Annotated in this window: 13 protein-coding genes; 7 read left to right on the top strand and 6 right to left on the bottom strand. The window is 47.8% G+C overall.

The window, feature by feature from the left end:
• Positions 1 to 144: 144 nt before the first annotated feature.
• Positions 145 to 2598 (top strand): acyl-CoA dehydrogenase, encoded by a 2454-nt coding sequence (locus tag H6F72_RS23690; protein ID WP_190441620.1) that lies wholly within the window; start codon positions 145 to 147, stop codon positions 2596 to 2598.
• Positions 2599 to 2817: 219 nt separating this feature from the next.
• On the top strand, positions 2818 to 4131 hold the full coding sequence (gene fahA, locus H6F72_RS23695) for a fumarylacetoacetase (RefSeq protein WP_190441621.1): 1314 nt from the start codon (positions 2818 to 2820) through the stop codon (positions 4129 to 4131).
• 88 nt (positions 4132 to 4219) lie between these two features.
• Here the strand turns inward: fahA and H6F72_RS23700 are convergent, their stop codons facing one another.
• The 5 genes from H6F72_RS23700 to cysE form a co-directional block, all read right to left on the bottom strand.
• Positions 4220 to 4978 (bottom strand): ferritin-like domain-containing protein, encoded by a 759-nt coding sequence (locus H6F72_RS23700; protein WP_190441622.1) that lies wholly within the window; start codon positions 4976 to 4978, stop codon positions 4220 to 4222.
• 13 nt (positions 4979 to 4991) lie between these two features.
• Entirely contained in the window at positions 4992 to 5597 is a 606-nt protein-coding gene (locus H6F72_RS23705; RefSeq protein WP_190441623.1) for a DJ-1/PfpI family protein, read from the bottom strand.
• Positions 5598 to 5849: 252 nt separating this feature from the next.
• Complete coding sequence (locus H6F72_RS23710) at positions 5850 to 6173, bottom strand: hypothetical protein (protein WP_190441624.1); 324 nt, start codon at positions 6171 to 6173, stop codon at positions 5850 to 5852.
• A 149-nt stretch (positions 6174 to 6322) separates the two neighbouring features.
• Positions 6323 to 6910: a Crp/Fnr family transcriptional regulator gene (locus H6F72_RS23715; protein ID WP_190441625.1), complete on the bottom strand. Its 588-nt coding sequence runs from the start codon at positions 6908 to 6910 to the stop codon at positions 6323 to 6325.
• Between the two features lie 139 nt (positions 6911 to 7049).
• Positions 7050 to 7772, bottom strand: a complete 723-nt coding sequence (gene cysE, locus H6F72_RS23720) for a serine O-acetyltransferase (RefSeq protein ID WP_190441626.1) — start codon at positions 7770 to 7772, stop codon at positions 7050 to 7052.
• Positions 7773 to 8465: 693 nt separating this feature from the next.
• Between cysE and H6F72_RS23725 the strand changes: the two genes are divergently transcribed.
• The 3 genes from H6F72_RS23725 (at position 8466) to H6F72_RS23735 (ending at position 11800) form a co-directional block, all read left to right on the top strand.
• Positions 8466 to 9959, top strand: coding sequence for an ABC transporter substrate-binding protein (locus tag H6F72_RS23725; RefSeq protein ID WP_190441627.1), 1494 nt, complete (start codon positions 8466 to 8468; stop codon positions 9957 to 9959).
• A 267-nt stretch (positions 9960 to 10226) separates the two neighbouring features.
• On the top strand, positions 10227 to 10928 hold the full coding sequence (locus H6F72_RS23730) for an ABC transporter permease (RefSeq protein WP_242017098.1): 702 nt from the start codon (positions 10227 to 10229) through the stop codon (positions 10926 to 10928).
• A gap of 56 nt (positions 10929 to 10984) precedes the next feature.
• The gene (locus tag H6F72_RS23735) at positions 10985 to 11800 is read left to right on the top strand and encodes an ABC transporter ATP-binding protein (RefSeq protein WP_190441629.1); all 816 of its coding nucleotides are present in this window, start codon (positions 10985 to 10987) and stop codon (positions 11798 to 11800) included.
• 15 nt (positions 11801 to 11815) lie between these two features.
• On the opposite strand, the gene H6F72_RS23740 is transcribed toward H6F72_RS23735, so the two are convergent.
• Complete coding sequence (locus H6F72_RS23740; RefSeq protein ID WP_190441630.1) at positions 11816 to 13831, bottom strand: LysR substrate-binding domain-containing protein; 2016 nt, start codon at positions 13829 to 13831, stop codon at positions 11816 to 11818.
• Positions 13832 to 14057: 226 nt separating this feature from the next.
• Here H6F72_RS23740 and H6F72_RS23745 point away from each other — a divergent pair, with 226 nt between their 5' ends.
• Both H6F72_RS23745 and H6F72_RS23750 read left to right on the top strand, forming a co-directional pair.
• Positions 14058 to 15761 carry a fumarate reductase/succinate dehydrogenase flavoprotein subunit gene (locus H6F72_RS23745; protein WP_190441631.1) on the top strand — a complete coding sequence of 568 codons (1704 nt, stop codon included), beginning with the start codon at positions 14058 to 14060 and terminating at the stop codon, positions 15759 to 15761.
• A 167-nt stretch (positions 15762 to 15928) separates the two neighbouring features.
• Positions 15929 to 16156 (top strand): ferredoxin family protein, encoded by a 228-nt coding sequence (locus tag H6F72_RS23750; RefSeq protein WP_190441632.1) that lies wholly within the window; start codon positions 15929 to 15931, stop codon positions 16154 to 16156.
• Position 16157 lies beyond the last annotated feature (1 nt).

A 16157-nucleotide genomic window follows, 5' to 3' on the forward strand; every position in this document is an offset into this window, starting at 1 on the left:
AACAGACCCCTCCCTAACCCTCCCCCACGAGGAGAGGGAACCGAATTAATTGATATACCCCTCACCGATACGGAGAGGGGGCGGGGGAGGGGTTATTAGAGGTAATCGAATCGCATCTTTATCTAAATCGATTTGGTGAAGGTCATGCTTCCTATTCCTTTGGCGATTGCCCTCTCTCTTTCCCTTGTTCTCTTTCTGATTCTCGGTTATATAGGAGTACCTCTCTGGGCTTGGTCTCTCTATACGGCGGGTGTTTTAGCCGTTTTTCAAGCTTCTATCTGGTTATGGATCGGGTTCGGGATTATAGCCCTAGTGCTGAATCTCCCTCTGCTGCGGCGATCGCTCCTTACAGTTCCCTTGATGCAAGCAATTCAAACGCTGAAGCTATTACCCAGTATTTCTGAAACCGAGAAAGCCGCGATCGAGGCAGGAACAGTTTGGGTCGATGGAGAATTTTTCTCTGGTGCACCTGACCTGAAACGGATGAACAGTGAGCCCTATCCAGAACTGTCAACCGAAAGTCAAGCATTCCTAGATGGGCCTGTAGAGCAAGTTTGCCGGATGGCGACGGATTGGGAGATCAATCGCCGTAAAGACTTGCCGCCAGAAGTGTGGCATTATCTCAAACAAGAGCGCTTCTTCGGCATGATGATTCCGCAAGAATACGGCGGGTTGGGTTTCTCCAACTTGGCCTACAGTGCGGTGATGGTGAAATTAGCATCGCGATCGTTTATTCATACAGCCACCGTTGGAGTCACCAATTCTCTTGGCCCCGCGAAACTGCTACTGAATTACGGCACCCCAGAGCAAAAAGATTATTATCTCCCTCGATTAGCTAAGGGCGAAGAGATGCCTTGTTTTGCCCTCACTGAACCTACTGCTGGTTCTGATGCTGCCAGTATCACCTCAGAAGGCATTGTGTTCCGGGGTGGAGACGAAAAACTGTATCTGCTGTTGAACTTCCGCAAGCGATATATCACATTAGGAGCGATCGCCACCCTAATCGGCTTGGCCTTCAAACTCCGTGACCCCGAAAATCTCCTGGGTAAGGGTGAGAATGTCGGTATTACCTGCGCCTTGATTCCAGCGGATACTCCCGGTCTAGTACTGGGTAAACGCCACGATCCTATGGGAGTACCGTTTTACAACTCTCCGGTAGAAGGGCAGAATGTGGTCGTTTCCATTGACCAAATTATCGGTGGCAGTGAACAGGCAGGCCAAGGCTGGAAGATGTTGATGCAAAGCTTGGCGGCAGGCCGAGGCATTAGTTTCCCTGCCTCTTGTACCGGAATTGCCAAATTGGTCACGCGAGTTACTAGTGCCCACGCGGTAGTTAGACGTCAGTTTGGTTTATCCATTGGCCGCTTTGAAGGCGTGGAGGAACCCCTAGCCCGGATTGCTGGGCTGACCTACCTGATGGAAGCTGCTCGCATCTACACCTGCGCCGCCGTGGACAATGGAGAAAAGCCAGCTGTGGTTTCCGCGATCGCCAAATATCAATTTACCGAGTTATCCCGTAAGTTAGTCAATGATGGCATGGATATTCTGGGTGGTTCAGGGATTTGCAAAGGCCCGCGAAACCTTTTAGCCAACGTCTACACCGCTATGCCCATCCCGATTACAGTAGAGGGCGCAAATATCCTCACTCGCACCTTGATGATTTTTGGACAGGGAGCAATTCGTTGCCATCCTTACATTTATCAAGAAGTTACGGCTTTGAATGAGGGAGATGCGATCGCCTTTGATCATGCGCTTTGGCATCACATCGGCTTGATGGTCCGCAATACCATCCGGTCGATTGTGCTCAGTCTTTCCCGTGGAACATTGGCTCAATCTCCCGTATCTGGCCCCACGGCACAGTATTATCGCAAACTGGCTTGGGCATCTGCCACCTTTGCTACCCTCACAGACATCGCTCTGATTGCTTTTGGCGGTTCCTTGAAGCGACAGGAGAAGCTGACGGGGCGTTTTGCCGATGTGCTCTCCTGGATGTATCTAGGTATGGCTACCTTACGCCGCTTTGAGGCAGAGGGACGCAACCCAGAAGATCTCCCTCTGGTGCATTGGTCAATGCAGTATGCTTTTGCGCAAATTCAACTGGCATTTGAAGGATTATTTGCCAATCTATCAATCCCTATCCTTGGCCCAGTACTCCGAGGGCCAATTCTTTGGTGGTCTCGACTCAATCCCATCGGCACCCTGCCAACAGATGAACTCGGCGGCACACTGGCTCAAGCGGTGGAGATACCCGAAGGAGTACGCGATCGCTTAACCACCAATATCTACGTTCCCTCGCATCCGGATGAAGCGCTAGGACGATTGGAGCAAGCCTTCCAGCTATCTATCCAAGCCGAAGCTATCCTCAAAACCATTAAAGCGGCTATCCGCGATGGCAAACTCCCACCTGCTAAGCCCGAAAAGTTGATCGATGCCGCTTTGGAAGCTGGAGTGATTACAGCAGCAGAAGCCACTCTAATCCGAGAAGCCGAATCTGCACGTAATGAAGCTATTCAAGTAGATGCCTTCTCATTGGAGGAATACCAGCAAGGTGCACAACTCACCGCTTGGCCCACCAAAGAACTGATGCACCACGCATAATTCGCACTTTCTAAAAACTCGTAGGGACAAAGCATCCAGCCAGCAGTGTAAACCACCGACTGTAAACTCTGATCTGAATGCTTTGTCCAGTGCAAAGTTGAGCTAACTCAATAGTCTCGATCTGTCCTCAAGGACATAGCATTTGGAATAACACTCAATTGTTTTCCCTTTTAATCACTGTCCAAATGCTACGCCCCTACAAGGGAGGTTTAAGGTGCTATGTCTTCTGCCATCAATGCCACGCATGATCCAAATTTGCGGAGTTGGGTGGAGTCCGCTAACCAACCCAATACAGACTTTCCCATTCAAAACCTACCGTTGGGGGTGTTTCACAGACGCAATAGCACTGAATATCCTCGTCTGGGTGTGGCGATCGGCGATCAAATTTTAGATCTCCTCCAGTGTCATGAACGTGGGCTTCTAGAAGGGCTGCCTGAAGATCTGCAAGCAGCTTGTGTAGACTCTAATCTCAATGCTCTAATGGCTTTGGGTAATTTAGCAGCATCGGTATTGCGGCAGCGCTTGAGTGAGCTGTTGCGATCGCCTCAGCAGGATGCTTCTATGAACCCCAATCTTCTCTTGCCCATGTCGGAAGCGGAGATGCTATTACCTGCCGCAATCGCTGACTACACAGACTTTTATGCGTCTATTTTTCATGCAACCAACGTCGGCAAGCTGTTCCGTCCTGACAATCCTTTGCTGCCTAATTACAAATATGTACCGATCGCTTATCACGGACGCGCTTCTTCCATTATGGTCAGCGGTACAAACATCAAGCGCCCCAACGGTCAACGCAAACCACCAGAAGCTACAGCGCCGAGCTTTGGCCCCAGTCAAATGTTGGACTACGAGCTGGAAATCGGAGCTTTCATAGGAGTTGGCAATGAATTAGGGGAGGCGATCGCCATCGATCAGGCTGAGGATTATCTCTTTGGACTGTGCTTAGTTAATGATTGGTCTGCTAGAGATATTCAAGCTTGGGAATACCAACCTTTAGGCCCATTTCTAGCTAAGAACTTCGCCACTACCATTTCTCCGTGGGTCGTGACTACGGAAGCCCTAGCTCCTTTTCGCTGTCCTGCATTTCAACGCGCCGCAGGAGATCCAGAGCCTCTACCTTATTTATCTTCTGAGCGCGATCGCCAACAGGGAGGCATTGCCATCACTGTCGAAGTATCTCTATGTTCTGCTCAAATGCGAGAGGCAGGCATTGCACCCTTGCGGCTTAGTCAGGGTTCGTTTCAGCAAATGTATTGGACCTTGGCTCAGATGCTCACTCATCATGCCAGCAATGGTTGTAATCTCCGTCCTGCTGATTTGCTTGCTAGTGGCACTATCTCTGGAGCAGAGCCCGGTTCTCAAGGATGCTTGCTAGAGATTACTCAACGCGGCTCCCAACCCATCGAACTACCCACTGGAGAACAGCGATCGTTCCTAGTGGATGGAGATGAGGTAATTCTACGGGGTTACTGTGAGAAATCTGGATATGCTCGCATTGGTTTCGGCAATTGCCAAGGGAGAGTAACAGGATGATGTTTAAGGGCAACCACAAGGGATTGCCCCTACAGCTTTCAGGGTCATATTGTGCAAGGCATTTTTCCGAATTAACCAGGAGAATCGGTTACGCTGCTACCTGGATTGCGGGCTCTTCAGAAGAAGCTTCGGTGGGAGCACCATCTTGCACTAAGGAAGGCATCTGACCGCTTTTCTGTACCAGGCTACCGACCATTGCCAATAAAGCATTGACTTTGCGCGATCGCCATTCATCCACAAGTTCAGCCACTTGAGCAGCAGGTAAGCGACGCTCTAGCGCTTCATACAGATAGGCGGCATGTCCAGTTTCATCCTTGGCGATACTGAACATCCCTTTCTTCAGGCTGGCACTCCGTAGATCATCGTCAGGGAGAACTTGAGCCATCCGGGCAAAGTCTTTGCTGGCATCGAGTTCCAGAATATAAGTACTAGCCATGAATACAGTCCAATCTATATTTTCTGGCTTGAGGTCAGCCTGAGCATAGCCCTCAAAATAGGCAGCAAAGAAAGGACTGCGGCGCTCTTCAGGTTTGCGATCTTCGGATTGCTTCGCCAGTTGTTTGAAATCGATCACTTGCTTGTTGAGCTGCTTCAACGCTTGAGCAAAGATTTGCCCATGTCGCCGTTCATCTGCGGCATGACGGCCTAGTTTCTCCGCTAACCAGGTATCTCCTTCGGCAGCAGCGCGATCGCGTAATGCTTCTAGAAACGGCACAGAGCCCGACTCAGCCAGTTGAAATCCCGCAACAATATTAGGTCGTGTCAGAGGATCGCGAATTTGTCGAGCGTAGACATAAGCCGTAGCCGCAGATCCGACTAAATGGAGAGCGTAAGTAAAAATATTCATTCTGGAGTTCACATTAAACAGCTGCCATCTCTTCCTGCTCGTGCTCAATCTTGGTGCCGAGGGCTTTGAGAAACTCAGCCAACCAGCGCGGATGAGCGGGCCAAGCAGGAGCTGAGATCAAATTGCCATCAGCGATCGCGTCATGCACAGCAATTTCTACATATTCTCCTCCAGCCCGATTCACGTCGGGGGCGCAGGTAGGATAAGCCGCACAACGCTTACCCGCCAACACACCAGCCGCTACCAAGACTTGCGGGCCATGACAAATAACCGCGATCGGTTTGTTGTGGCCCGCAAAATGACGTACAATCTCAATCACCCGCGAGTTGAGGCGAATATACTCTGGCGCTCGTCCCCCTGGGATCACCAAGGCATCATAATTGGCTTCGTCAATGTAGTCGAAGGTGGCGTTGAGTTCAAAGTTGTGCCCAGGTTTCTCGCTGTAGGTTTGGTCACCTTCAAAGTCGTGAATCGCGGTTCGGATTTTGTCGCCTGCTTCTTTGTGGGGACAAATTGCGTGCACGGTATGCCCAACCATTTGTAACGCTTGGAAAGGCACCATCACTTCATAATCTTCGACGTAATCGCCCACCAACATCAAAATTTGCTTGCTTGCCATCGTGATTAACTCCTGCCAGATGCCCTGAATGCTTGCAGCTCTAAATTATTGTCTAATCTAATCGGTTTGCTGCGTTATAGATGACATTGGTTAAAACTTGTATCGTTGCGCTACTCATTCATGCTAGCTTGCGATCGCATCCATAACCACCCAACCCTTAAAGGTGCTAGCGGTGCCGCTTGTGAGTGTCCCAGTCATGGAAAGTTAGGTACAAGACCCGCCTCTACCAAACCCGCCAAACTTTTAGCAACGTCAACCCAACGATTGGTTAGAACCCGCACAATTTTTGCAGTTCGACTCAGTTAACTTGGTAGCAGAAATCTCAGTAGTTGGCTTGGCAGAAAAGGAAGCGAGAGTTTGTTCGATAAAGTTTAGGCGCTGGCGATGCTGCAACCAAATGCGGCAAGCTTCTTCAGTCAGTTGAGCTTCTTCAGGGGGCAAGGATTCTTCGAACTGATTCTGGGCTAGAACCTTGGCTACCCGACTTGCTTGTTGATACTCTACCCCTGCTTTAACCAGCTCCGCATGGAATAGCCGTGTTTTTTCTTCAACGGATACAAAAAATCTAGTTGACATGAACAACTGGCGCGATCGCGGTTAGGAGGGGGCAACTACTACACAGTTTCGCTACTAGTTGACACGATTCGCATCCGCCTAAAGATTAACTTCGGACCCACATCAAAATCTACTCGTTATAGCCCTCTCATGGTTGCCCTAGATCTCGCCTAGATCTCATAGTGCCAAACTTCTTCTTCTTGCAGCACAATGCGCTGGAGGGATAGGCGACGAATCAAGCCCTGTTGCTCTAGCTGATTGAGAGTGCGGGTAATGGTGACGCGAGTGGAGCCGAGCATGTCAGCAATATCTTGGTGGGTGAGGCGCAGATCGATCAGTTGTCCTTGCTCAACTTGACGACCAAACTTTTTGCCTAACCAATTCAGTAGCTTCAGCAGCATCATATCAACGCGACGATGGCTGCGAATTAGCGTCAACTCTCCAGCTTGTTGAATATGAGCCAGCAAAGCGGATTGAGTTTGCAGCCAGTTGTCGGTTTCCAGTCGAGTTGCCTCTACTTTTGTCAAACACTCCAATTGATAGGGGTCGATTTGGGCTAACGCTTTGCCCACAATTTCTCCTGCTCCCCACAAGCCTAGCGTGACGACAGTGCCATCCTCTAACCAGCTCAAGGCTCTAACTACACCCGTCTCAATCTTCCAGCAGCTCTCCGTTTCCAAAGGCAACAGCGATCGCGGCGCAAAATGCCGGGAATTCGTTGATGAGGCTTGAGTTCGAGGTAGCACGGAGATAGACATAGCCTTCAAAAATACTATATCCCGATAGACTAACCGGGGTTTAGGTAAATGTCAATTTTTTGATAGCAAATTTGAATGAGTTTATTCAAGTTTTTTATCTCTAGCTTGAGAACCTAGCTTCAGAAGACAGCTACAAAAGCTAGATGCCCGCCCCATTGAGAAATTCTTCAATCATCAAGTCAGAGTTGGCTTTCTCACTTGACACCCCTACTTCGCTTGAGGCAGGAAGTGAAGTAGCAGACGATTGCAACTGCTCGATCTGTTGTTCTAAGAATTTAACTCGCTCAAACAATAGCTGAATTACTTCCGCTTCCACATCTCGTAAGCCGCTATTGCCTGGGATTCCAGCACTTGTGCGATCTTGAGGAATTACCCGCCCAGGAATACCCACGACAGTACTGTAGCTAGGAACATTTCGCAGCACCACTGAGCCTGCACCAATCCGGGTGTGATGACCAATTTGGATATTGCCTAACACCTTGGCTCCCGCACCAACCACAACATGCTCTCCTACGGTTGGGTGCCGCTTCCCGGTTTCCTTGCCCGTTCCGCCTAAGGTAACTCCTTGATAAATCAAGGCATAGTCGCCCACTATGGCTGTTTCCCCAATCACCACCCCCATCCCGTGGTCAATAAAGACTCCCTTGCCAATCTCGGCTCCCGGATGGATTTCGATTCCAGTTAGAAAACGGCTGAGTTGAGAAATGAGTCGAGGTACCAAAGGCACTTTCAGACCATATAACCAATGGGCTAAGCGGTGGAACTGTAGAGCTTGAAGTCCGGGATAGCAAAACAAGATTTCCAGCCAATTGCGGGCCGCTGGATCTCGCTCATAAATTGTCCGAAAATCCGCTAACACCATAGTTGCTCGACCTCTCAAAAGCTCAGGTAGTTTTTCCTGGAGACTAAGAACCAGCTAAACCCGCATAAAATAAAATATACGGTAACTCTATCAAGTTATAGTATTTTAGATCAATGGCATCCTATCATGCCTTGCAGTTATAGAGCGAGCTGGCCTAGAAAACCAGTGATTGTGGAGAGTGATTGTGGAAAGCGATCGCCCCTCCTCTTCCACCAAACAACCGTCATTCTTCAGATTTAGCTTCTGTAGAATGAAAAATTCCTGACTTTATTTAGAGCTTGTATTTAGCGATACAACATCCAGCTAGATAGAGCATTTCTATAGAAGAAATATATTGACTCAATCGTTTTGTTTATCGATATCAAGCGTTTGCAGATTGATTTGTTAGCGGAATTGCTTGAAAGCTATACATTTGCGGTTTTCCTGTCAGTAAATTTAACTGAGTTCGCAGCTTGAACTACCTGCTTGAACTTTGGTTTTGCCCATGGCATTGTCTTAATTAATCACTAACTACAAAAAGCCTATCGATTAACCGTAGTTTTAAGGTATACTGCCTAAGATTCTACTGGAGAGGGTCCTGTTAGTGCCTACATTCATCGCTCTGGGGCAGTTGGCAATCAAGTGCAGCAGGTAAGCTCCTGTACTGCTAGAGCCACTGAATCATTGCTCAAAACTTAGTTCTTGCTGTGAATTATGGACTCAATTGTTCGGAGAAGTGCTGTTTCCTGCTTAATTACAGTGTCCTTACTGTTTAGTAGTGGCTGTTCCAAAGAAGCTACTAATAGTTCGGGTGCTGATACAGGAAAAAAAGTAGTTCGTATTTCTATTGGCACTCAAGATCAAACCATCAATACAGTGACAGGTGGCTCGGTAATTCGTGAAGGAAAACTGCTAGAGAAATACTTACCTAAAACCGGAAAGTACGCCAATACAGAATACAAAATTGAGTGGTCTAGCTATACTTCTGCGCCACCTCTCACCAACAAAATGTTGGCGAACCAAATTGATATTGGGATGATGGCAGACTTCCCTTCTACCATTAACATCACTACATTTCAAAAGAAGGGAAATGGGGTCAAAACTAAATACATTGCTACCCTCGCTTACAGTCCCAACGGCGCGGGTAACGCGGTAGTGGTCCCCAAAGACAGCCCTTACAAAACACTGCAAGATCTGAAGGGTAAAATGATTTCTGTACCATTCGGTTCTTCGGCCCACGGCATGATCCTGAAGTCACTCAAAGATGCAGGAATTGACCCGCAAAAAGATGTCACCTTAGTCAGCCAGTCGCCTGAAGTGGGAGGCAGCAGTTTACAGAAAAGCCAGATTGATGCCCATGCGGACTTTGTGCCTTACGGCGAGTTGTTTCCATTTCGCGGTTTCGCCCGCAAGATTTTGGATGGTGCCCAAGCAGGCACACCCACTTTTCACGGGGTAGTGGTACGTTCAGATTTTGCTGAAGCCAACCCAGAAATTGTGGTGGCGTATCTGAAGGCGGTGCTGGAAGCAAACAAACTCTTCCGCGAGCAACCAGAAGTTGTTGCTAGCAACATTCAGAAATGGTCTGGGATTGAAAAAGAAGTGGTTTACATGTTTCTGGGGCCTTCCGGCATTCAAAAGCTTGATCCCAGAATTCAGTCTTACCAGTTGACAGCGCTCAAAAATAGCGTCACCACCCTCAAGCAAATTGGCAAGTTAGATGCCAGTGTCAATCCAGATGATGTCGCAACTTGGGCGGATGACAGCTATCTGAAACAGGCAACTAAAGAACTGGGCGTGAGTGAGGCGGAACTTGGCACTCTTGCTGATCAGAATGTGATCGGTGGTAAAGATGCGCTGACCCAAGAGCCGATTACAGAGCCTAAGTTAGCTGCTCAAGTCTGGGTCAAAGGCGAAGATAAGGTAGTTAACTTTGCCTCGATTAAAAACATGGTGACGGCATTGGATAAGCTCAAAAAAGAGGGTAAAACTCCTAGTGTCGTGTTTGTCCACGATCGCACCAATGGCTGGAAGTTGTTTGCCGAAAAGTCCTTCTACGTGCAGAACGGTGATGAAGTAACGGCTTTCCTGTTAGAACCCGATGCCCAAGCCTTTGCCGAGAAAGCAGGAACTAAGGTCGCTGACTTTAATGGCCTACAGACGCTCTATGCTCAAAGTGCTCAGCCCGCCGCGATCGCTGCTAAATAAATCGTATTTATCCTGAAACATCACACTTTGTCTATTTTGGGTATTGCCTGAGTTCCTTTCACGGAAAGATGTCGCATGTCTAGCTCCTCTTCTTCTAAGCGTTCTAGCAAAACTACCTGGCTCAGCAGCTTAAGTGGCTTTGTAAGCCAACTTCGAAGCCAATCTCAACGTAGTCAGCGGTCTGCTCGTTTGTCCTTTCCTACAGGTAAAGTACTCAGGCAATGCCTTTCTCTGGTTCTCTTTTTTGGGATTTGGCAATTGCTCTGTATGGCGAAGTTTAATTTCTTTGTCAGCTTTGAGTTTTTGCCATCTCCATTAGAAGTCTTTCATGCAACTGTGGAATTCTTCACGGGCAACGCAATGGTGCATATTCAGGCCAGCGCAATTCGAGTGTTAGTTGGCTTTAGTGTTGCCACTATATTAGGGGTGAGCTTAGGAATCTTAATCGGCTGGTTCCAGAAACTAGAAGATTTAATCTTTCTACCTCTAGAAATCTTGCGGCCTATCCCAGCCGTTGCCTGGATTCCCTTAGCAATTTTGATGTTTCCTACGTCCGAAGCAGGGATGATCTACATCACCTTTTTAGGAGCCTTCTTTCCTATCCTCATTAGTACAATTCGGGGGGTGGAGGGAACCGATGTGATTTTGCTCCGAGTGGGGCAATGTCTAGGAGCCAAGCAATGGCAAATCTTTAAGGATATTGTGGTTCCTGGTGCCATGCCTTGTATTGCTAGCGGTCTGGTAATTGGCATGGGAAATTCCTGGTTTTGTTTAGTGACGGCTGAAATCTTGGCAGGTCGCTACGGTGTGGGTTATATCACTTGGGAGTCTTATGTCACTTCCAACTATCCCCCCATTGTCATGGGTATGTTGTTGATTGGTTTGATGGGATTGTTTAGTACTTACTTAGTCGATCGCTTGACTGGCTTACTCATGCCCTGGCGGATCACTCAGAAACAACGAACTTAGCTTCATAGCGCTAGGGATTGCTAATGAATTCGTGAGTGTGGAGAGATGGCAGAACTATGACAAAGTTAGTAGAAAGAACGAGCAAGCCTTCAGTCAAAGGGCTAGTAGAAGTTGAACAGTTGTCAGTTTCTTTCAAGCGTCAGGGACATCATATTCCGGTTCTGGAATCGATCGATTTAAAGATTAATCCTGGTGAATTTGTCTGTTTACTCGGCCCCTCTGGTTGTGGCAAGTCAACGATTTTGAACTCTATTGCTGGTTTTATTCGACCTAATCGAGGTTATATCTCGGTTGATCAACGCTTAGTCGATCAACCTGGAGCCGACCGAGGCTTTGTCTTTCAGCAATATTCACTATTACCTTGGAAAACGACCTTTCAGAATATCGAGTTTGGCTTAAAGATTCGCGGCTTATCTAAGACAGAACGCGAAGCACTGGTACATGAATATCTAAATCGAGTTGGGCTTTATAAGCATCGCCATTCTTATCCCCACCAGTTGTCCGGCGGAATGCAGCAAAGAGCCAGTATTGTGCGAGCCTTAGTGAATTCTCCTTCTGTGTTGCTGATGGATGAACCATTTGCGGCACTAGATGCCCAAACTCGACATATGATGCAGGAGCTACTGCTCAGCATTTGGAACGACTTAAAGACAACTGTTATTTTCGTAACTCATGATATTGAAGAAGCGATTTTTCTGAGCGATCGCATCTTTGTCATGGGTGTAAATCCAGGCCGTATTAAGACTACCTTGACGGTGCCATTACCTCGCCCTCGCCACACTGATGACATCTTATCTCCCGAATTTGTGCAACTCAACCGTCAGATCTTTGATCTGATTCGAGAAGAAACGTTGAAGAGTATGGATATTTAGAAGGAGGAAGGTAGTTTAGAGCTGAGCTTTGGCGGTTTGGAGGAGGTCTGATTGAACCCATTGGTTGAGATCGATCGCTTTTAGGCTCTCATTTCCTGGAATCAAGCTAAGTTGAGCGATATGTTGGGCGATCCAATCAGGCCGAATGGTCATTTCTGAAAAGAAACGGTTTGGCAGTTGCTTCTGGAAGGTACTGCTGAGCAGTTGCACAATAATTTCGGTCTCAAGTTGGGTCCAACGACTAATCAAGGGTAAAGCCGCAGAGGTGTTAGCGCACCAATATTGAGCCGCTTGCAAGGCTTTCAAGTAAGCAATCACGATCTCTGGATGTTGTTCTGCTAGAACTTCGCTCACTACGACAGCATGAAACGCCGGCAGACCGCTTAAGTCATCGTCCAACAGATAGCGGAACTTTCCTTGCTGGCAAGCGATCGCGTGGAAGGGAGCAAAGTGAGCATAACCATCGGCGAGTTTGGTTGGGTGTTGGAAAGGACGATTTAAGTTTGCTTGATCGAGTGCGGCAATGGTTACGTCTGATAAAAGGTTGGCCGTTTGGAGCGATCGCATCACCATGCCGTGAGCGGAGGAACTGAAGGGAACCGCAATCACTCGCCCCCGCAAATCTTCTACACTCTGCAATTTAGATTCATGCGGCACAATCACAGCATTGCAAGAGCCATCTGGATTAGCTGAGACAAAACTGACCAAGCGAGTTTTAGAGACTGGATGAGGAGAGTCTGAGGGAGACGTGGCACTGAGCAGGGAAGGATAATCACCCAATAAGCCAATATCTAGTTGCCCTGACTGTAACCCTTGAATAATGGGGGCACCCAAAGAGAAATCTTGCCACTGAATTTGATATTGAGTAGAACTGTAGCGACCGCTCCTGGGTAAGAAATGTTCTAGCAAGCCCAAGCGCTGAATTACTAAACCTCCTGTCACCGTGGGAATCGTGGCATTCTGTATCCCAATTCGAATGGTGATCGTTTCAGGATGGTGAGTTTGATGAGATCGCGTAATTAAACTGGGCGATCGCAGGCGCACTGAGGGTTCAGTTGCAGGAGACGCAGCCGCTAACTGAGAGGTAGAAGTTTGAGCGGGTTGAACGAGAGCCACAAACTTTTGGATCGGATTTAAGCTTGGAGATTTACGACTGGGGCGATCGCTGGGTGGTATAACTGACTGACTTAAGCGCTGGGGTAGTAACAGAAACACATTCCCTGGCACAGGAAATTCTTGGAGCGGAATGCTCGTCAAAATACGGGATTGTCGCTCAGACTTGAATTCTAAATCTGAAGCAAATCCTACATAGTTTCCTTGGGTTAAATAAGTCCGTACCAAGCTTAAAGTATCAACGGTTTCAATTTGAGGAAAGTCAGCGAGCAACAGCCCCAATTCGGTTAGCCGAGATTCCAAAACTAGACGATTTGCAGAACTAGCAGGTAGTACCACCCATCTTTGCTTTTGCAACTCCTTTAAACTTAACCATTTCTGTTTGGTTAGAGGATGGTTTGTTGCCACAATCAAAGCATAGTGAATGGGGGCGATCGCTGTAGCCGAGATTTCAGAAAAATCACCCAAATCAATTTCTGAAACACCTAGATCAATTTGGTTGCTCGTTAAAGCTCGATGCAGACTTTCGGCTGAATTAAACACAACACACTGAGTTTGAATATCAGGATACTGCTGACGATAGCGAAAGAGTACCTCTGGGAGCCAGTGTTCCGCGATCGCAGTAGTGCAGCCAACCTTCAGTTGACCTAATTTTCCTTGTTTAATTTCCTCAATCGTCTTGAGTAGATGGTTCTCTAGATCAATCAGCTTTTGGCCTTCGGCAAATAGAAATTGACCCACTTCTGTAAGCTGAACCTTGCGACCTAAACGATGAAAAAGTGAAGTGCCAATTTCTGACTCTAAAGATTTAATTTTGGCGCTTACCGCAGGCTGAGTTAAGTTCAGAGTATCTGCCGCCTCAGTAAAACTTAAATATCGAGCAACTTCCAGAAAAACTCGAACTTGATAAACCTCCACAGCCCTACAACCCTTATTTGAAAATTTCTTGATTTTGCCGATATCAAAGTATTCTATCAGTCAATAAAAGATGTGGATAGAGGAACAGTGATTCTTGATTCAAAATAAAAACATGAGTTTTAGTTTTTTCGTGTTTGAGATTCAGTAAGATTTAGCTCAAAGATATTCTCGCTAACAATTTTTACTGTTGAAGTAATAGATTATCGCTACTAGAGGGATAGGTTGAGTGGATACTCAATGGCTGAAGACGGATATTCTAGTGATTGGCGGCGGTACGGCTGGAACGATGGCTGCGATCAAGGCTAAGCAAGCAAACCCGGAAGGAGATGTGTTAGTCCTGGAAAAGGCTAACATCCGTCGTAGTGGGGCGATCGCGATGGGGATGGATGGCGTCAATACCGCTGTGATTCCTGGTCACTCTACACCTGAGCAATATGTGCGAGAAGTTACGATCGCCAATGATGGTATTCTCGACCAAAAGGCAGTCTACCAAACTGGGAAGCTGGGCTACGAGACGATTCAAGAGCTAGAAAGCTGGGGCGTAAAATTCCAAAAGGATGCTCAAGGCAACTATGACTTGAAACAAGTGCATCGGGTGGGTAAATATGTGCTACCAATGCCCGAAGGGAAGGATTTAAAGACGATTTTAGCTCGGCAAGTGAAGCGCCACAAAGCCAGAGTCACCAATCGCGTCATGGCTACGCGGATTTTAGTCAAAGACGGTCGGGCGATCGGAGCCGTTGGGTTTGATGTCCGCAATGGTGATTTTGTGGTGATTCAAGCCAAGGCTGTCATTCTCTGTACTGGAGCTTGTGGGCGCTTGGGCTTACCTGCTTCTGGTTATCTCTACGGCACTTACGAGAACCCTACCAATGCAGGAGATGGCTACTCAATGGCCTACCATGCAGGTGCCGAGCTATCCAACATCGAATGTTTTCAGATCAATCCTTTGATGAAGGATTACAACGGTCCCGCCTGCGCTTATGTAGCTAGTCCGTTTGGGGCTTATACTGCCAATGCAGAAGGACATCGCTTCATTAGCTGTGACTACTGGAGTGGCCAGATGATGCTGGAGGTTTGGAAGGAACTGAACTCTGGTAAAGGCCCTGTGCAACTCAAGATGACTCACTTAGATGAGGACACAATTTCTGAGATTGAGTCGGTTCTTTGGGCGAATGAGCGTCCTAGCCGAGGGAGATTTCACGAGGGGCGAGGTGAAAACTACCGTACCCACGGAGTCGAAATGAACATCTCCGAGATTGGTTTGTGCAGCGGCCATAGTGCTTCTGGGGTCCGGGTAAATGAAAAAGCTGAAACCACGGTGCCTGGCCTTTATGCGGCGGGAGACATGGCGAGCGTACCTCACAATTACATGATTGGAGCCTTTGTCTTTGGTCGCTTAGCAGGTACCCATGCAGTGGAATACGGCCAAGATTTAGAGCATGTTGAGCCTGACCAAGAGTTTCTGGAAGCAGAGAAACAGCGTATCTATGCTCCTTTGAGCCGTCCTGACGGTATCCCGCATACGCAGGTAGAGTTTAAGCTACGCCGCTTGGTGAATGATTATCTGCAACCTCCGAAGGTGGATCACAAAATGGAGATTGGTCTCAGACATTTTGTGCGTTATCACGAAGCCCTAGACCAAATGGGAGCCCGCGATCCCCATGAACTAATGCGCTGTATGGAGGTTCATTTTATCCGCGACTGTGCGGAGATGGCGGCAAGAGCTTCTTTGTATCGTCGAGAAAGCCGCTGGGGTCTGTATCACTATCGCGTAGATTGCCCAGAAAAGAACAATGAAGAGTGGTTCTGCCATGTCATTGTGCAGCAAGATGAGACAGGGGAGATGAATCTGTTCAAGCGGCCTGTAGAACCTTATATGGTGCAGGTAGATTTGGAACGAGAAGTTTATGATGTGGCGGTTCGTTGAAACCGAAGCCTCGGGGCACTTGCCCCCAAACCCCCGTCGAGGGACGGTTGCATCCCTAAAACTCCCTTCAAAAGGGCTTTGACAGCGTAAGTGAAGCATAGAAAAGGTGGCTACTTAAGAGCTGTAGCAACAAGTAGAGAAATGGAATATAAGTTTGGAGAGTATATATGGCGTTAGCAACGCAGCGAGTAGATGTACCTGTGATTGTAGATGAGTCGAAGTGCTTGGAAAAGTGTACAGCTTGTATTGAAGTATGTCCACTAGATGTCTTGGCGAAAAACCCTGACACGGGGAAAGCCTATATGAAATATGACGAGTGTTGGTTCTGCTTACCCTGCGAGAAGGAGTGCCCTACCAATGCGATCACTGTGAAAATTCCATTCTTGTTGAGGTAAG

This window comes from Trichocoleus sp. FACHB-46, assembly GCF_014695385.1.
GTDB lineage: Bacteria > Cyanobacteriota > Cyanobacteriia > FACHB-46 > FACHB-46 > Trichocoleus.